The sequence below is a fragment of the Acidobacteriota bacterium genome, assembly GCA_026393675.1.
GTDB lineage: Bacteria > Acidobacteriota > Vicinamibacteria > Vicinamibacterales > JAKQTR01 > JBAXOX01.
Window position 1 is genome coordinate 61291 of the sequence record JAPKZQ010000040.1, and the last position, 17361, is coordinate 78651.

The 17361-nt window shown below is 64.4% G+C and carries 16 protein-coding genes; 5 read left to right on the forward strand and 11 right to left on the reverse strand.

Going from position 1 to position 17361, the window contains the following annotated elements; translation table 11 throughout:
- From NT151_09690 to NT151_09700, 3 genes are read left to right on the forward strand one after another with little or no spacing between them, the layout of a single operon-like run.
- A complete protein-coding gene (locus NT151_09690; protein MCX6539186.1) occupies positions 1 to 1098 on the forward strand; it encodes a glycosyltransferase in 1098 nt (365 codons plus the stop codon).
- A gap of 2 nt (positions 1099 to 1100) precedes the next feature.
- Positions 1101 to 2549 (forward strand): undecaprenyl-phosphate glucose phosphotransferase, encoded by a 1449-nt coding sequence (locus NT151_09695; protein ID MCX6539187.1) that lies wholly within the window; start codon positions 1101 to 1103, stop codon positions 2547 to 2549.
- A gap of 5 nt (positions 2550 to 2554) precedes the next feature.
- Positions 2555 to 3499, forward strand: coding sequence for an SDR family oxidoreductase (locus NT151_09700; protein ID MCX6539188.1), 945 nt, complete (start codon positions 2555 to 2557; stop codon positions 3497 to 3499).
- On the opposite strand, the gene NT151_09705 is transcribed toward NT151_09700, so the two are convergent.
- The 8 genes from NT151_09705 to NT151_09740 all read right to left on the reverse strand — a co-directional run bounded on the left by NT151_09705 (position 3474) and on the right by NT151_09740 (position 11515).
- Complete coding sequence (locus tag NT151_09705) at positions 3474 to 4049, reverse strand: CDP-alcohol phosphatidyltransferase family protein (GenBank protein ID MCX6539189.1); 576 nt, start codon at positions 4047 to 4049, stop codon at positions 3474 to 3476. The two genes, NT151_09700 and NT151_09705, sit on opposite strands and share 26 nt — an antisense overlap.
- Positions 4046 to 5437 carry a tetratricopeptide repeat protein gene (locus NT151_09710; GenBank protein MCX6539190.1) on the reverse strand — a complete coding sequence of 464 codons (1392 nt, stop codon included), beginning with the start codon at positions 5435 to 5437 and terminating at the stop codon, positions 4046 to 4048. Before NT151_09710 ends, NT151_09705 begins: the two co-directional genes overlap by 4 nt.
- A gap of 26 nt (positions 5438 to 5463) precedes the next feature.
- Positions 5464 to 6768, reverse strand: a complete 1305-nt coding sequence (hflX, locus tag NT151_09715) for a GTPase HflX (protein ID MCX6539191.1) — start codon at positions 6766 to 6768, stop codon at positions 5464 to 5466.
- Between the two features lie 9 nt (positions 6769 to 6777).
- Entirely contained in the window at positions 6778 to 7407 is a 630-nt protein-coding gene (locus NT151_09720; GenBank protein MCX6539192.1) for an L-threonylcarbamoyladenylate synthase, read from the reverse strand.
- 275 nt (positions 7408 to 7682) lie between these two features.
- Positions 7683 to 8951, reverse strand: a complete 1269-nt coding sequence (locus tag NT151_09725; GenBank protein MCX6539193.1) for an MFS transporter — start codon at positions 8949 to 8951, stop codon at positions 7683 to 7685.
- Positions 8929 to 10140, reverse strand: coding sequence for an acyl-CoA dehydrogenase family protein (locus NT151_09730; GenBank protein MCX6539194.1), 1212 nt, complete (start codon positions 10138 to 10140; stop codon positions 8929 to 8931). Before NT151_09730 ends, NT151_09725 begins: the two co-directional genes overlap by 23 nt.
- Before the next feature lie 88 nt (positions 10141 to 10228).
- Positions 10229 to 10921 carry a methyltransferase domain-containing protein gene (locus tag NT151_09735; GenBank protein MCX6539195.1) on the reverse strand — a complete coding sequence of 231 codons (693 nt, stop codon included), beginning with the start codon at positions 10919 to 10921 and terminating at the stop codon, positions 10229 to 10231.
- Between the two features lie 138 nt (positions 10922 to 11059).
- Positions 11060 to 11515, reverse strand: a complete 456-nt coding sequence (locus tag NT151_09740; protein MCX6539196.1) for a polymer-forming cytoskeletal protein — start codon at positions 11513 to 11515, stop codon at positions 11060 to 11062.
- A 499-nt stretch (positions 11516 to 12014) separates the two neighbouring features.
- Between NT151_09740 and NT151_09745 the strand changes: the two genes are divergently transcribed.
- On the forward strand, positions 12015 to 13199 hold the full coding sequence (locus NT151_09745; protein ID MCX6539197.1) for a cysteine desulfurase family protein: 1185 nt from the start codon (positions 12015 to 12017) through the stop codon (positions 13197 to 13199).
- 179 nt (positions 13200 to 13378) lie between these two features.
- Positions 13379 to 14446, forward strand: coding sequence for a tRNA 2-thiouridine(34) synthase MnmA (gene mnmA / locus NT151_09750; protein ID MCX6539198.1), 1068 nt, complete (start codon positions 13379 to 13381; stop codon positions 14444 to 14446).
- A gap of 94 nt (positions 14447 to 14540) precedes the next feature.
- Here mnmA and trxB read toward each other — a convergent pair whose 3' ends face one another.
- The 3 genes from trxB to glgA all read right to left on the reverse strand — a co-directional run bounded on the left by trxB (position 14541) and on the right by glgA (position 17359).
- Positions 14541 to 15467 carry a thioredoxin-disulfide reductase gene (trxB, locus tag NT151_09755; protein ID MCX6539199.1) on the reverse strand — a complete coding sequence of 309 codons (927 nt, stop codon included), beginning with the start codon at positions 15465 to 15467 and terminating at the stop codon, positions 14541 to 14543.
- 31 nt (positions 15468 to 15498) lie between these two features.
- Positions 15499 to 15834, reverse strand: a complete 336-nt coding sequence (gene trxA / locus NT151_09760) for a thioredoxin (protein ID MCX6539200.1) — start codon at positions 15832 to 15834, stop codon at positions 15499 to 15501.
- An 82-nt stretch (positions 15835 to 15916) separates the two neighbouring features.
- Complete coding sequence (gene glgA / locus NT151_09765) at positions 15917 to 17359, reverse strand: glycogen synthase GlgA (protein MCX6539201.1); 1443 nt, start codon at positions 17357 to 17359, stop codon at positions 15917 to 15919.
- Between the last annotated feature and the right edge of the window lie 2 nt (positions 17360 to 17361).

Genomic DNA, 17361 nt, shown 5'->3' on the forward strand with positions numbered 1-17361 from the left:
ATGAAAATCGCGCTGGTTCACGACTGGCTCACCGGCATGCGGGGTGGGGAGAAGGTCCTGGAGGTGCTCTGCGATCTGTACCCCACCGCCGATGTGTTCACGCTGCTGCACGTGCCGGGCTCGGTGTCGCCGGGCATTGAACGGCACAGCATTCACACGTCCGTCGTTCAGCGACTTCCGCACAGCGGGACGGGATACCGGCGGTATCTTCCCCTCTTCCCTTTCGCGATCGAGCAGTTCAACCTGGATCGATACGACGTGGTCATTAGTTCCAGTCACTGCGCGGCGAAAGCGGTGGTGGTCCCTGGACGGGCGCGCCATATCTGCTACTGCCATTCACCCATGCGCTACGCCTGGGATCAGTTCGATGCCTACTTCGGCCCGGCGCACGTAGGTCGGATACGCAGCCGCTGGATCTATCGACCGATGCTGGCATGGCTCGCCAGGTGGGACGCTGCCACCGCGCCGCGTGTCCACCGATTTGTCGCCAACTCCCAATTCGTCGCCGATCGGGTGGCCCGATACTATAATCGACAGGCTTCGGTGGTGTATCCACCCGTCGACACGGACTTCTTTCGGCCCGACGGGAGCGCACCGGGGCGTTCGGCGCTGGTGGTTTCGGCCCTGGTGCCCTACAAACGGATTGATCTGGCGATTGCCGCGTGTGTGCACGCCGGGATTCCTCTTCGGATTGTAGGTACCGGCCCCGAACTCGAGCGGCTGCGGAAGATGGCTGGACCAACCGTGTCGTTTCTCGGATGGTTGGACGACAGCCAGATTCGCGATGAATACATCCGGGCGGGCGTCGCGCTGTTGCCCGGCATCGAAGACTTTGGCATCGTGCCGCTCGAGGCGCAGGCGTGCGGCAGGCCGGTGGTCGCGAACAATCAAGGTGGCGCCACCGAGACGGTCGTCGACGGCGTCACGGGCATACTGGTCGGCGAGGTTGGCGCCGAGGCGTTTGGGAAGGCCATTCGGACGACGCTCGATGCCAGGTTTGATGCCGGAGCGATTCGAATCCATGCCGAACAGTTCGGCCGGGCGCGTTTTGAGGCAGAGATGCGGGCGTGCGTGCATGGGGTACTGACCGCGTTGTAATTATGGTCAAACGGTACAAGCGAACGCTCGCCGCCTTCTACGTGGCGACCGACGCGGTGCTCGGCGTGATGGCGTTTGTCGGGGCCTATCTGGTCCGCTTCGACACCCAGCTGTTTCAGGTCACCAAGGGCTACCCTCCTTTCTGGCAGTATGCGGCCGTCCTGCCGTTTGTGGGGCTGCTGGTTCCCGTTGCGTTCTACTTCCAGGGACTCTATAGCGTTCGACGCAACCGGTCGCGGGTCGACGACTTCTTTGCGGTCTTCATCGGCAGTGTCGTGGCGGTCGTGCTCGGTGTGCTCACGACTCTCTACGTCGGGGCGTACTACACGCCGGTCGAGTTGAAGGAACGCGGCGTCCTCGAGGTCTCCCAGCTGGTCTGGGGACTGTTCCTGCTGTTCAACGTCACACTCACCTTCGCGTCACGCGAGGTCGTCAGGCAGACGCTCGAGCGCCGCTGGCGGGCGGGCATCGGACTCAAACGCATTCTGATTGTTGGAGCGGGCGATCTCGGCAAATTGGTGGCCGACAAGATCATCCAGCACCAGGAACTCGGCTATCAGATCGTGGGGTTTCTCGACGACCGGGCTGAGCGCGATCACCTGGGCTACCGCGGCCTGCCGCTGCTCGGGACGACGGCCGAGACGACCGAGATTTGCGCCCGCGAGCGCGTGGATCACATCTACGTCGCGCTCCCGCTGGAGGAGCACCGCCGGATGATGGAGGTCATCGAAGCGGCCGCCAAGGACCTGATTGACGTCAAGATCGTGCCCGACCTGCTGCAGTTCATCGCGCTCCGGGCACGGATCGAAGACCTCGATGGCGTGCCCATCATCAATCTGAACGAGGTGCCGCTGCAGGGGCTGAACGTCTTCGTGAAACGCGCCGTCGATCTGTTCGTGGCGATTGTCTCCCTGGTCATCCTGGGGATCCCCCTGGCCATCGTCGCGGCCATCATCCGGCTGACCTCGCCCGGTCCCGTGCTGTACCGCCAGGAGCGAATGAGCCTCGACGGGTCATCCTTCTCGGTGTACAAGTTCCGCTCGATGTACCGCGAAGCCGAGGAAGACACCGGCCCGATCTGGGCGCGCGACGAGGATCCCCGCTGCACGCCGCTCGGACGTTACCTGCGCCGCTACGATATCGATGAGCTGCCCCAGCTCTTCAACGTGCTGCGAGGCGAGATGTCGCTGGTCGGGCCGCGCCCAGAACGTCCGTACTTCGTCGAGCAGTTCAAGAACCGGTATCCGCAGTACATGCTGCGCCATAAGGTCAAGTCGGGCATCACCGGGTGGGCGCAGGTCAACGGGTGGCGGGGAAACACGTCGCTCGAGAAGCGTATCGAATTCGATCTGTATTACATCGAGAACTGGTCGCTGAGTCTTGACGGGAAAATCATGTGGCTCACCCTCGTCCGGGGGCTGGGGCTGTTTCACGGAACCACTGCCGAGTAGTCACCATGTCAAAGCCGCGCGTTGTCATTACCGGAGCCGCCGGGTTCATTGGATCGCACTTGTCGGAGACGCTGCTCGACCGGGGCTACAGCGTGATTGGCATCGACAATCTGCTGACCGGCGACATGGCCAACCTGACGCACCTCCAGAACCGGGACTTCCTCTTTATCAAGCACGACGTCACCAACTACATCTACGTCGATGGACCCGTGGATTTCGTGTTGCACTGGGCCAGTCCCGCCAGCCCGATCGATTATCTCGAACTGCCCATTCAGACCCTCAAAGTCGGGGCGCTTGGCACGCACAAGGCGCTCGGGCTCGCCAAGGCGAAGGGCGCCCGCTTCGTGCTGGCGTCGACCTCCGAGGTGTACGGGGATCCGCTGGAGCATCCGCAGAAGGAAACCTACTGGGGCAACGTGAATCCGATTGGCCCGCGCGGCGTGTACGACGAGGCCAAGCGGTTTGCCGAGGCGATGACCGTCGCGTACCACCGGTACCATGGCGTCGACGCCAAGATCGTGCGCATCTTCAATACGTACGGGCCGCGCATGCGGGTGAAGGACGGTCGTGCGGTGCCCAACTTCATTTCGCAGGCGCTCCGGGGCGAAGACGTGACGGTGTTTGGCGACGGCCGACAGACGCGCAGCCTCTGCTATGTGACCGACCTTGTCGACGGCGTCATCAAGCTGATGCTCTCCTCCACCAATGAACCAGTCAATATCGGCAACCCGCACGAACTGACCATCGAGGAGATCGCCAGGACGATCCTCAGGATGATTGGCTCCTCGAGCCAGCTCGTGTACAAGCCACTGCCGACAGACGACCCGAAGGTCCGGCGGCCGGACATCTCGAAGGCACGGGCCATTCTGGGATGGGAACCGAAGGTGCCGCTCGAAAGCGGGCTCGAACAGACGATTGCCTACTTCAGGACAAAGGTGGCGGCTCGTTGATGATCCGGCGCACGTGGACTACATAGTGCGCACCTGACAACAGCGTCAACACCAGGCTCGCGTAGATCCCCACGTCGACCAGCACCGAGGTCTGCTTGAGGTAGTTGAACAGCATCACCACAATAGCCGTGACGATGTAGGTGGCGGTGGCGGCCTTGCCGTAGATGGACGGTGTGAACGTGCGCGGCCCCAGCGCCAGGGTGATGACGGCCACCGTCAGCACGATCACCAGGTCGCGACTGATGATGAGCACGGTCAGCCACAGCGGCAGCTTGTTGGTCAGGCCAATTCCGGGCAGCGACAACACGATGAACGTCGTCAGCAGCAGGAGCTTGTCGGCCATCGGGTCGAGCCACGCGCCCACGGTCGTCCGCTGGTTGGTCACTCGCGCGATGAGGCCGTCGAGCCCGTCGGTAATGCCGGCGACCACGAACACGATCAGCGCCCACCCCAGTTCCCCATACAACGTGAGGATGGCGAACGCCGGCACGAGCGCCAGCCTGAGCAACGTCAGCTGATTGGCCAGATTCAGGGGGCTGATAGTCCTCACCACGCGCCTCCAACCGTGCCCGCCCCGGGCTTTTTCGCCAGCCGCTCCAGTCGGTCCACCACGTCGACCGCTTCGGCGCCGGTCAACCCTCGTGAGGGCCTGAACATCCCACCGTCCACCAGCCCCATGATGCCCGATGACACGGACACGGCCACGTCAGGGTAGCTCAGGTGATCGGCAGGGACATCAGTAATCGTCGGATGCATGGACGATTTGCCAAACCCTGGCGCGATCATCGCCACCAGGCGGGCGACCACCTGGGCCATGTCGACCCGTCGCACCGCCCCGGCCGGCTGGAACGTGTGGTTGGCGTAGACCTCCATCACGTTGGCCCTTGTGACGGCCATGATCCAGGTCGAGGCCCAGTGGCCACGCACGTCGGTTGCCACGACGGTCGGGCCGCGTCTGCCGGCTGCCAGCAGGCCCTGCAACCGAATGCCGACGAGCGCCGCGAGGTCGCCACGCGTGACCTGCGGCAGACGCGGGATCGATTGATACTCTGCCGGGAAGCGCGTCGTCGACGGTCGTTCCCGAAGGCGATCGAGCGTCTTCCGCGTCACCTCGCTTCCGTCGAGCGCCAACGCCCGCTGGTACGCGTCAACCGCGCCTTCGAGGTCGCCCTGCTTTTCCAGCGCGTCCCCAAGTGCCGTGAGCGCCCGAGCGTCTCCGCCATCAAGCGCCACAGACTTGCGCAAGTGCTGCACCGCGTCTCCAATGGCATCGAGTCTGGTTTCGACGCTGCCGAGGTCGCGATAGAGCACGGCGCTGTCCGGAGCGGCCTGGACGGCTTCCGTGTAGGCCCGCCGTGCCTCCTCAAGCTGGCCCTCGTCGGCCGCCCGCTTGGCTACGGCGACCAGTTCCCGCACGCGGGTGAACTTGATCACCTCGATCCGCCGCCCCAGGTCCGACAAGCTCGGATCAATCTTCAACGCGGATTCGAAGCTGGCCAGCGCCAGTTCACGTTGCCCACCGGCGAGGAGCGCGTCAGCCCGGCCGGCGTACCCGGGTGCGTAGCCGGGGGCGACACGGATGGCGTGGTCGAACCACGCCATGGCGTCCTTGACCTTCTGCTGGGCCAGCAATACGTATCCGAGTCCGACTTCGGCAGGTACGTATCCCGGTGCACGTTTCACCAGCGCGCTGTACTCGTTACTGGCGCCCCTGAGATCGCCGCTCTGGAGAAGCTCCCACGCCTTTCGATGCTGGGCGGCGAGTCGCTGGTCGCCACCCTTCTCCGGCGGTTGAGGAAAGACGTAGTCCACATACACCGGCGCCGACGGCGTGGCCGGAGGCGTGACCGATGCCGCGCACGCCAGCGACGCGGCCACCCACACGAGGCCGGCCACATGCACCCATCGGCGGCCCGACCACGCTCGCCCACGATTCACGTCCACCTGCGATCCTCGCCCGAGGCTCACGCGGCACCCTCGGTGTCGGTGGGAATGGTCGTCAGTGCGCTCGCTGGGAAGAGCGCCAGACCACGTCTTGGCACATCCGCGTCGATGACGATCCGCGTACCGATCGTCTCATGTCGAAGCACGCGGGAGTGGCGATAGAGCCACGCAACCTTCCGTCGTCCCGTTTCGCTTCTGGCATCGAGGCTGACGCGGACGCGACGTGTATCGAGTGCCAGAATGGCCATGACGCGCTCGAGCAACGCGTCACGTCCCTGCCCCATGCTGGCCGACATCACAATCGGGTTATTCAGCGCGACCACGGCCCGATCGATCTCGGGATCGGTCAGCAGATCGGCCTTGTTCAGCACGTCCACGCGGGGCAGGCCCGCAGCGCCAATCTCCTCGAGCACGGCCTCAACGGCGGCCATGCGCTCGTCGCGCCCCGGCGCGGCTGCGTCGATCACGTGAATCAGCAGATCCGCCTCCCGCGCCTCTTCGAGGCTCGCACGGAAGGCGGCCACCAGTGTGTGCGGCAGCCGATCGATGAAGCCAACCGTGTCCGACACGAGCAACTCCCGGTTGTCGCGCAGCTTCACCTGCCTCACGAGCGGATCGAGCGTCACAAAGAGCGCGTCGGACGTCTCTGCCCCGCCACCGGTCAGCAGATTGAACAGCGTGGTCTTGCCCGCATTGGTGTAGCCGACCAGCGCAACGGTCGGGATGTCGGACTTGTGCCGTCGGTCGCGCAACCGCGCTCGCCTCTGCCGAACGCCTTCGATGCTGTCGGCGATCGCGGCAATTCGCTGGCGGATGCGTCGGCGGTCTGTCTCGAGTTTGGTTTCGCCAGGCCCCCTGGTGCCGATGCCGCCGCCAAGCCGCGACAGCTCAATGCCCGATCCGACCAGGCGCGGCAGCAGGTACCGCAACTGCGCCAGTTCGACCTGTGACTGACCTTCCCTCGTCCTGGCGCGGAGCGCAAAGATGTCCAGGATGAGTTGCGTGCGATCGATCACCCGGCGACCAACGGCCGGCTCAATCTGCCGAAGTTGGGTAGGAGTCAGCTCGTTGTCGAAGACCACCAGCGAGACATCCTGCTCGTCGCACGCGAGCGCCAGCATTTGCAGTTTGCCTTTGCCGACGAAGGTCGCGGCGTCTGGACGCGGCCGCTCCTGCAGCGAACGCAGCACCGCGAGTCCGCCGGCCGCGCTCACCAGGCCCGCCAGTTCATCGAGTGAGCGTTCCGCCTCGATCCTCCGTCGGTTCCCGGTGACCAGTCCAACCAGGGCCGCCCTGTCGCGAATCTTCCGCGTGTCATGTCGCATGGTGTAAGACTACTCGAGGCATTCTAGCACCTGCTCCCAGGCGATCGCGCCGGGGCGAACCAGACGCGGGGCCCCGCTGAGCACGTCGACAATGGTTGATGATGGCCCACCGGGTGTCCGGCCACAATCGAGCAGCATGGCGAGCGAAGAGGCCAGCGACGTCGCGACGGCGTCGGCGTCGGCGGGTGGCGTACCACCCGAGAGGTTGGCGCTTGTTGACGTGATGGGATGCCCGAATGCCTCACAAAGCGATCGGGCCACGAGGTGACCTGGAACGCGCACCGCCACGGTCCCCTGCCCGCCATGGATTGCGACCGAGAGACCTTTCCAGGCGGGAATCACCAGTGTGAGCGGACCGGGCCAGAACCGCTCAGCCAGGGCTCGCGCCAATGCCGGAAGTCCACCGGCCACGGCGACCAACTGATCGAGGCTTCCCGCGATCAAAGGAACCGCGACTGTCGGCGGCCGAGCCTTCGCACGAAACAACCCGTCAACCGCCCGGTCGCTGCGCGGATCGGCACCGATGCCGTAGAACGTCTCAGTCGGATATCCGATCAGGCCGCCGTCACGCAGCACCTTTGCGGCCCGCGCGAGTACGCCTGCATCGGGATTGACCTCGGTGATGCTCACCCGCTCCATCGGACGTTCAGCTCCTACTTCCCACTACGCTCACAGCGTCCCGGATTCAGATACTCCAGCAAGAAGACGGGTTGTGTTCCGCGAAGCGGCCCCTCGAACCAAGCCGACTGCATCAGTTCGCAAGACGTGCCGTGAGGGCCGGGACAGGCGTGGGGCTGGGGGCCCCCACGCGCTCTCGGCAACACGCCCCGGTAAGGCATGTCTTGCCGGCTTGCGTGAGCGGGGACGCGGAGCGAACACTACCCGTCTCTGATCCTACCCGTGGTTGAGCGGGACTACAATTCCGCCGTCTCGGTTGACGCGGCAGCACTCCTGCCCTGGCCCCGCAGGCTGTCGACCGGCATCTTCCAGGCCACCACGCCAGCAAGGGCGACGAGCATCCCGAGGTCCAGCGCAAACACGGCCAGCAGGGTGCCGCGACTCAACAACCCGCAGACGGCTGGGCTGATGGCCAATCCCGCCAGCGCACTGCCCGTCAGGAGGCCGAATCCGGTTCCATGTGCGCCTTCGGGCACCTGCCGGCCTCCCACGGTGTAGGCCGCCGTGGTGCCGACGCCCACACCCGCACCAAAGAGGGCCAGCGCCATGGCGAGCCCGAACGTTCCGCCGAGCAACAGGAATATTCCCAGCGCCCCGCCCGCCAACAAGAGCGACACCGCGATCACGGCGCGCGCGGACCATCGCCGGAGCATCGCGCCGCAGACCTGATTGCCAAGAACCGCGCCGACGGCCGCCGCCGAAAACAGGATCCCGGATACCAGCGCAATCGATCCTGTCTGGAAACCCAGGCGTTCAACGTAGAGCGGAAGAATCGGACCGAAACTGCGATCGACAAAGGTGATCCCGAAAATCGCCGTCATGACGAGCAGGAAGCCCGGCTTGACGAGAATGGTCCGCCCGATCCCGTGGTTGCCTTCCGCCTGAGTTGCCGGGTCTGGTTGGCGCACGGGATCGCGATACAACAGCAGCACCAGCACGAAGGCGATCGCGTAGAAGCCGGCCGTCACGAAGAAGGCGTGACGGATGCCGACCATACCCGCCAGTACGCCACCGATGACGGGCCCGAGAGCCGGGCCCAGGCGTTGCGATGTCTGGACCAGGCCAATCGCCGTCGCCATACGCTCGCGCGGCGCCGACTCTGCCGCCATGGCGAGCGTCAGCCCCCCGTAGCCGGCGAACAGTCCCTGCAGCGCGCGGAGCGCAAAAACATGCCAGGGACGTTCGGCAAACGCCGTCACCGACATGATGATGATGAAGCTCACAAGCGATCGCTCGACCATCAGCTTGCGGCCGAACCGATCAGCGATACGGCCCCACCAGGGGGACAGGACCGCCGTGACGGCAGGCGTTACCCCAAGGCTCAAGCCCGCCCACATGGCGATCTCGCCCTCGTCCTGGGCGCCCAGTTGATGGATGAAGAGCGGCAGCAACGGCATCACGAGCGTGAAGCCCGCGAAGCCCATGAAGCTGGCGGCGGTGACCGCAAACAGGTTTCGCCGCCACGAAACAGGAACCGCCGCGTCAGGCCCCTTTGGTGCTGCCATAGGGAGGCAGTGCGCAGCGCGTTGGCCGATCGCTCCGATACCCGAGCACGTAGTCGGCCTGCATCACCGCGTGAATCTCGCGGGTGCCTTCGTAGATGACCGCGCCCTTGCAGTTGCGATAGAAACGACCCACCGGATAATCGTCCGAATACCCGTTCGCCCCGTGAATCTGGACCGCGTTGCCGGCCGCGCGCTCGGAGGCCACCGTCGAGAACCACTTCGCCAGGCCTGTTTCTCTCGTGTTCCGCTGCCCCTGGTTCTTGAGCCACCCGGCGCGGAGCCACAACAGCCTGGACGCCTGGTAGTCGGATTCCATCAGCGCGATCATCTCTTTGACGAGTTGATGTCGGCCAATCTCGCTACCGAACGTCTTCCGCTCCTTCGCATACTTGGTGCTCGCATCCCGGCACGCGCGAATCAGGCCTGTGGCACCGGCGGCCACCGTAAAGCGTCCCTGGTCGAGCGCGAACATCGCGATCTTGAACCCCTCGCCTGGCCGTCCCAGCAGGTTGGCCTCGGGCACTTCCACCTCATCCATCTTGACGTAGCCGGTGTTGCCCGCCAGGATGCCCCACTTCTCCTTGATGGTCCCGCTCGAGAAGCCCTTGAATCCGCGTTCGATGATGAAGGCGGAAATCCCCGAGGCGTCGCGCGCCTTCTTCTTGTCGAGATCGCTCCACGCGAACACCAGGAAGTTGTCGGCGACATCCGCCAGCGAGATCCACATCTTCTCGCCGGTCAGGTAGTACCGGTCGCCCTTCTTGACCGCCACCGTCTGAATGCCGCGCACGTCACTGCCAGCTGCCGGTTCGGTCAACCCGTAGGTGGCAATCTTCCTGCCCTGCGCTTGCGGCACCAGGTACCGCTGCTTCTGATCCTCGTTACCCCAGGTGAGCAGGCTCAGGCAGTTCAGCCCGGCGTGCACCGACATGATCACGCGCAGCGAGGTATCGACGTACTCCAGTTCCTCGCTCGCGATCCCCAGGCTGATGTAGTCCATGCCCGCGCCGCCATATTCAGCGGGTACTGAAATGCCAAGCAACCCGAGCTCGGCCATTTGGGGAAAGATGTTCCGATCGAAGCGGTGTTCGCGGTCCAGATCCTTAATCCGTGGCGCGACTTCACGTCCAGCCCATTCCCGGACGGACTGCTCCACGAGGCGATGTTCATCCGTAAGAAGAAAGTCCATAAGCTTGTCAGACTAGCACAGCCTTCTACGGCCTGACCACCACGACCTCGGTTCCCGATCCCCCATTGAGGCGATCGGCCGTGACGCCTCAGCGACTCGAGCCCGCGTGCATCGGTTTGTGGAACAGCGTCTCCCGCTGCCGATGGGTCAGCAGGAAGGACTCGTCGACCTCCAGATTGGCCAGGAGCAGCTGCACATCGCGACTTGACCAGAGCCGGTGCGGTCCCTGTGCGGCCGGATAACTCCGATGACGCAGGTGGTGTTCGTCGACCATCACGTACTTCCGATAACGCTGCTCGTTGGATCGAATCGTCGAGAAAACAGCCATGCCCATTCCTCCCGGTTTGAGCATACGCGCCAGCTCAGACAGCAACGCCGCCGCCGCCGGCTGTGAGAGATAGTCGATCACGTCCCAGCAGAGAATGCCGTCGATGCTGCTATCAGGATGACTGAACCGGGTAGGCAGTTCCGCGCAGATCTCGGAGTCGCGACGGTCTTTCATCAAGCGGTCGATATCCCCGAAGACGTTTTCGATGTGGAGCTTGCAGCCAAGCAAATCACCAAGCAGCGCCACGTTCTCGCCCACGACCGGCCCGAGGTCGACGAGAACAGGCGCCTCGCGGCCGCGCATGACGGAAAAGAACCTGGGCAACGCCCGCGACAGGTGCACTGCGCCGTCGGCCGCATCGCCCAGTTCCGCGTAGTCGAGCGTCCCACGCAGCGACGCGCCCAGGCGCGCCAGCCAGCCGGTCAGCGAGCGACGGTTCTCGCCGTCCGACACGCCAGCTTCCTTTCTGACTCAGTGCGTCGACTCGCAACGACGGTTGCGTATTCTTGCGAGGCGATCCCGTGAAGAATGCTCGCTCAGCACTGAGTCCTGAGGGAATAAGTTCGTTGTCGAACTTATGAATCAAAGGACTCAGGCACCAGTGCCGGGCTCGGCTTGCCCGACCGCAACCGGCACACGCGTTTCCTGGAGAACTCCCATCGCCGACGATGGACTGGTGGGCTGCCCTTTCCGCTGCATGTCGATGCTGCCGCGGAAGTGCGCGCCCTCGGCAATCGCAACCCGCGGCGAGACGATGTCGCCATCGACGGAACCGTTCTCGCGGATTTCGACCCGCTCGCTCGCATTGATGTTGCCCGCCAGTTCGCCAAGGACAACGACGGACTTGGCAAACACATGGGCCTTGACGCGGCCGTCAACGCCGATCGTCAGCGTGTGATCCCGCAGTTCGACTTTACCTTCGACATGTCCTTCGATGGTGAGGTCCTCACTCCCGTTGAGCTCACCATTGATGACGACCGACCGCCCAATCAGTGCGACGCCGCGGTCCGCTTGTGCTTTTCCAGTGGGTGGTGCCTCGGGTGCCATGTCCTTCTGTCCCTCCTGGCCCACGAGACGGCGGGGCCGGCCGGAACGCTTCACTCGCGCATCAGTCCGGCGCACAGCTGTCGAGCGGGCGCCTGCCGCGCAGTATATGGAACGCTTTCGAACCTTGTCTAGTCCTTTCATTTCCATGGGTTAGCGTTCCATGCAACATCCCCATCGGTGGGAGGCGCGAAACATCCAACCATGTCGGCTGCAGGGGTGGGCCCCTGTGCCCACCCGAATCACCTCGGGCAACCACGGGGGGTTGCCCCTACACCCCGCACGTCGGCGAATCTGTCGTAGGGGGCGGTTCACCGCGCCCTGCCCTGGATTCCGGCGTTCGCCAGAATGACGAAGGAAAAGCGTCATGCCGGCGGAAGCCGGCATCCAGTCCTGCGGTCACCTGACCACGAACCCTCCTAACCAACGGCGTCTCTCTGGATTCCGGCGTTCGCCGGAATGACGACTAGCGGGCCTCCGGCGCGAATGGTATCGTTGGATCATCGTGCGCATCTACATGGATCACAACGCCACGACCCCGGTCGAAGCCGAGGTTGCTGACGCCGTATCGGTCGCCTTGCGGGAGCAGTTCGGCAATCCGTCAAGTGTCCACTCGTTCGGGCAGCAGGCTAAATCCGCGCTCGATGAGGCACGCGATCGGGTGGCGTCCCTGCTCGGTGCATCCGCCTCCGACGTCGTGTTCACGGGTGGCGGAACCGAAGGCGATAATCTCGCGCTGCGCGGGCTGTCGGGGCTGCCGACGATGGCCTCCAGACGGCACATCGTGATGAGCGCGATCGAGCACGAAGCCGTGCGCAACACGGCCAAGGCGTTGGCCAGGCAGGGCTGGCGGGTCACCGAGGTCCGGGTCGGTCCGGTGGGAGTCGTCGCGCCCGACCAGTTGCGACGCGCCATGCAGCCAGATACCGCCGTCGTGGCGGTGATGCACGCCAACAACGAGATCGGCACGATTCAGCCCATCGCGGAGTTGGCTCGCATCGCGCACGAAGCGGGCGCCCTCTTCCTGACCGACGCGGTCCAGTCGGCCGGCAAGATCCCGGTTGATGTCGCGGCGCTTGGCATCGACATGCTGACCATCTCGGCCCACAAGTTCGGCGGTCCCAAGGGCGTGGGCGCCATCTGGATCCGACGCGGCCTCAGCTTGAGCCCGATCCTGACCGGCGGACGGCAGGAGAGAGGCCGCCGCGCCGGTACTGAGAATGTCCCGGCGTTGGTGGGCCTGGGTGTCGCCGCCCGGGTGGCGAGCGAGCGTCTGGCCTCCGCCAACAGCCAGATGACGGCCCTGAGGGATCGTCTCGAGCACGGCATCCTCGAGCGGGTACCTGGCACAACGGTCAACGGCGATCGCGAGAGGCGCGTGCCCAATACCACGAACATCAGTTTCGAAGCCGTCGAAGGCGAGTCGCTGGTCATCGCGCTCGATCTCGAGGGTATCGCCGTGTCCACGGGATCGGCTTGCTCGTCGGGCACGCTCGAGCCCTCCCACGTGCTGCGCGCACTCGGCCTGCCCGCCTCTCGCGTCCAGAGCGCGATTCGATTCAGCCTCGGCCCGCCGACCACCGGCGCCGACGTCGATCGCGTCCTCGACGTCCTGCCGCGTGCTGTCAACCGCCTGCGGCTCCGCGGCGACAGTCGACTGCGCCTGCGCGAAGACACCCGATCATGAGTGGCTAGAAGTCTTCTATGGGCCTCATCTTGCCGAATGAAGCAACACGTCGTCGCCCCGGCGAACGCCGGGGTCCAGGTCTGGATGCCCGCGTTCGCGGGAATGACGAACTGGATGTGCCTCTTCCTGCGCCAATCGTCGGCAGGAGCGCTCGGCGGCTTGAGACGGAGCTTCACTAGATGCGAGTTGTCGTCGCGATGTCCGGTGGTGTGGATTCTTCTGTGGCCGCTGCCCTGCTTGTCGACGCGGGACACGACGTGATTGGCGTGTCGATGCAGCTCTACGATCAGGAACAGGGCGACGCGCGTTTTGGGACCTGCTGCACCATCGATGATCTCCACGACGCCCGCCGTGTGGCCGCCGGACTCGGCATCCCCCATTACGTGCTCAATCTGGAACGTGAGTTCGACGACGTCGTGGTCGACAATTTCGTCCGGGAGTACGCTGCCGGGCGAACACCGATTCCGTGCGCCCACTGCAACAACGAACTGAAGTTCGCCACCCTCGTTGAGAAGGCGGCCGGGTTTGGCGCCGAGATGGTCGCCACCGGGCACTACGCCCGTGTCACCAGCGGAGACGACAATCTGTACCATCTGTGGCGCGGCCTTGATGACACGAAGGATCAGGCGTACTTCCTGTTCGGCCTCACCCAGGTGCAGCTGCAGCGAGCCCTGTTTCCGATCGGCGAGATGCGAAAAGTCGACGTCCGCGCGGCCGCTCGAGCTCGGGGCATTCCGGTATCCGACAAGCCCGACAGTCAGGAGATCTGTTTTGTTCCGGACGGCAACTACGCGGCCGTTGTCGAGCGCCGCCTGCCAGGCGACGTCTCAGGAGCGATCGTCGATCTGTCTGGAGCAGTCGTCGGCCGGCACGAAGGTGTGCATCGGTTCACCGTCGGGCAGCGGAAGGGCCTGGGCGTCGCCCTCGGCGAACCAGCCTATGTCGTGAAACTCGATGCCGCGCGACGGATGGTCACAATAGGACCGCGGTCGGCAATCGAGCAGGACTCGCTCACCGCTTCGAGCGTGAACTGGATTACCGGTGCGACACCCGGCGGTCTCCTTCGCGTGACCGCGCAGATACGCCACCGGCACGCCGCTGCCGACGCGACAGTCACACCAATCGGGGACGACCGGGTCCAGGTGCAGTTCGACCGCGCCCAATCCGCGATGACACCCGGACAGGCGGTCGTGTTCTTCGACAGGGATGAGGTTCTCGGAGGCGGCTGGATCGACTCAGAGCCCTGAGCCCCGACCGTTTATTTCCTTGATGCGTCATGCCGGCGAACGCCGGCATCCAGACGGCGTGGGGCCAGGCACCAAGTCCTGTCGATGTCTCGTGCTATTGGCCCTCGAGGAAGCGCTCGGCGTCGATGGCCGCCATGCAACCTGAGCCGGCGGCCGTGATCGCCTGCCGGTACTTGTGGTCCTGGACGTCGCCGCACGCAAACACACCCGGCACACTGGTCTTGGTGCCGTCGTGTGTACTGATGTAGCCGTTGTCGTCCAACACGAGGGAGCCTGAAAACAGCGACGTGTTCGGCGTGTGGCCAATGGCCACAAACACCCCATCCACCGGAATCTCACGGGGCACGCCGGTCTCGACGTCACGAAGCACGATGCCCGTGACCTCGCCTTTGCCCGTGTCCTTGATATCCTCGACCACCGAATGCCAGGCGAACTCGATCTTTGGGTTCGCCTGCGCCTTGTCCTGCATGATCTTCGACGCGCGCAGGCTGTGGCGACGGTGCACCAGCGTCACTTTCGACGCGAACTTTGTCAGGAAGATGGCTTCCTCAAGTGCGGAGTCTCCCCCGCCCACCACGGCGATGGGCTTGCCGCGATAGAAGAACCCATCGCACGTCGCGCACGTCGAGACGCCGTGGCCCATCAACGCGCGCTCCGCGGGAAGCCCCAGCAGCTTCGCCGAGGCCCCGGTGGCAATGATCAGCGCGTTGGCGGTATACACCGTCCCGTCGGCCGTGACGGAGAACGGCCGATTCGACAGGTCCACCTCTGTGACGTCGCCCTGCAGGATGTCGGCCCCGAACCGCTCGGCCTGGGCCCGCATCTCCGCCATCAGATCGGGGCCCATGATGCCGTTCCTGAATCCCGGGAAGTTCTCGACTTCCGTGGTCATCATCAACTGTCCGCCCGCGAGCAGGCCCTCGATGATCAACGGGTTGAGATTGGCGCGCGCGGTGTACACGCCAGCCGTCAGGCCAGATGGTCCCGAACCAATGATGATGACGTCCCGAGTCGTGTCCACCGTAATCCCTCGCGAGGCCAGCCAGGGCCATCTAGCCGGCGACGTGCGGCGTCACCATCTTCTTCAACTCATCCTTCGAAACCAGTCCAATCGACTGATCCACCGCCTGTCCGCCCTTGAAGAGCACCAGCATCGGAATCGACCGTACACCGAACCGGCTTGGGGTCGTGGGGTTCTCGTCGACGTTCATTTTGCCGACGATGAGCTTGCCGTCGAACTCCGCCGCCAACCCGTCAACCGTCGGCCCGAGCCGAAGGCAGGGCTGGCACCACTCCGCCCAGAAGTCGACCAGAACCGGCACGGTCGCGTTTTTGATGGTCGATTCGAAATTGCTGTCAGTAATCGTCTGCACCTTGTCTGAAGCCATTGCTCGCCTCGCTGTCTGTCTTCATTGCGGCCGGACCCGACTGTCCGGCCTCCTTCAATGATTCACTTTCCCGCCGTTGGATTCAAGAATGCATTGCGCGCTGGTAGGCTCTCACGTATTCGCGGGCCGATACGGCCCAGGAATGGTCCTGCTTCATGCCAGCCACCTGGATCTTCCGCCACACGTCCTGGCGCCTGAACACCTCGATCGCAGTCTGCAGTGTGGTCTGCATCGCCTGCGGCGAGTACTCGGCAAACTTGAAACCGGTCCCTTCTCCCGTTGTCACGTCTGCCTGCTGAACCGTGTCGTCCAGCCCACCTGTCGCCCTCACGACTGGAACCGTCCCGTACCGAAGGCTGTACATCTGGTTGAGTCCGCACGGTTCGAACTGCGATGGCATCAGGAAGATGTCGGCGCCACCCTCAATCAAGTGCGCCAGTTCCTCGCTGAAGCCCACCGTCGCCCACACGCGATCAGGATGCTGTGCGGCAAGCCTCCGCCACATCCGCTCATATTTCGGCTCGCCGGCCCCAAGGATGATAAACGTCGCGTCCAGACGCATCAGGTCGGAAGTCCCCGCCTCGATGATGTCGAGGCCCTTCTGGTCGACCATCCTCGACACCATGCCAACGACCGGGCGCGTCATGTGTTCCGTGGTCTTCATCCCACACCGCTCGAGCAAGGCCTTCTTGATGACCGTCTTACCCGACAGGTCCTTTGCCGTGTAGGACGCGGGAAGCCACCGATCGGATGCCGGATTCCAGACGGCCGTATCGATGCCGTTGGGGATGCCAACCAGCACGCTGCTCCGCTGCTGCAACACGCCGTCGAATCCGCATCCGTGTTCTGGGGTCAGGATTTCCTGCGCGTAGCGCCGGCTGACGGTCGTCACGACGTCCGCGAAGCAGATGCCCGATTTCAGGAAACTGACCTGTCCCCAGAACTCGAGCCCCTCGCCGGTGAACGACTCCCATCCGAGATCGAGGGCTGGCAGCGCCTCAGCGGCAAACAGACCCTGGTACGCCAGATTGTGGATCGTGAAGACGGTTGGCACATTTGCGAGCGTCGGGTCGTTCTGGTACCGATACTTCAGGTACGCCGGCACAAGGCCGGCCTGCCAGTCGTGGGCGTGCACGACCGAGGGGCGCCAGCCCAGGTGGGCGGCCGTCTCAAGTCCCGCTCTGGACAGCACCGCGAAGCGGCGGTCGTTGTCAGGATAATCGCCGGCCTCACTCCCGTAGATACCCTCCCGGTCGAAATAGTCCGGACAGTCCACCAACCACACCCGGACGCCGTCGTCGTGAATGCGCTGCACCACTCGCAGATCCGGCGCGCCCGGCCAAGCACCCGCGCTGAACCGGACGACCTCGGCCCCATCGTCGATGCCACGGTAGCGTGGCATGACGACTGTGACGGCGCAGCCCAGCCGAGCGAGCGCCGACGGCAACCCGCCACCGATGTCGCCGAGGCCGCCGGTCTTCGCGTACGGCAGGGCCTCCGACATCACCATCAATACGGCGGGCATCG

Excerpts from the sequence above, each read along its gene's own strand:
- NT151_09720 (MCX6539192.1), bottom strand. The coding sequence starts at position 7,407 with ATGGAGCGGGTGAGCATCACCGAGGTCAATCCCGATGCAGGCGTACTC.
- trxA (MCX6539200.1), bottom strand. The coding sequence starts at position 15,834 with ATGGCTTCAGACAAGGTGCAGACGATTACTGACAGCAATTTCGAATCG.
- NT151_09730 (MCX6539194.1), bottom strand. The coding sequence starts at position 10,140 with ATGGACTTTCTTCTTACGGATGAACATCGCCTCGTGGAGCAGTCCGTC.
- NT151_09700 (MCX6539188.1), top strand. The coding sequence starts at position 2,555 with ATGTCAAAGCCGCGCGTTGTCATTACCGGAGCCGCCGGGTTCATTGGA.
- NT151_09740 (MCX6539196.1), bottom strand. The coding sequence starts at position 11,515 with ATGGCACCCGAGGCACCACCCACTGGAAAAGCACAAGCGGACCGCGGC.
- NT151_09695 (MCX6539187.1), top strand. The coding sequence starts at position 1,101 with ATGGTCAAACGGTACAAGCGAACGCTCGCCGCCTTCTACGTGGCGACC.
- NT151_09690 (MCX6539186.1), top strand. The coding sequence starts at position 1 with ATGAAAATCGCGCTGGTTCACGACTGGCTCACCGGCATGCGGGGTGGG.
- mnmA (MCX6539198.1), top strand. The coding sequence starts at position 13,379 with ATGCGAGTTGTCGTCGCGATGTCCGGTGGTGTGGATTCTTCTGTGGCC.
- glgA (MCX6539201.1), bottom strand. The coding sequence starts at position 17,359 with ATGCCCGCCGTATTGATGGTGATGTCGGAGGCCCTGCCGTACGCGAAG.
- hflX (MCX6539191.1), bottom strand. The coding sequence starts at position 6,768 with ATGCGACATGACACGCGGAAGATTCGCGACAGGGCGGCCCTGGTTGGA.
- NT151_09725 (MCX6539193.1), bottom strand. The coding sequence starts at position 8,951 with ATGGCAGCACCAAAGGGGCCTGACGCGGCGGTTCCTGTTTCGTGGCGG.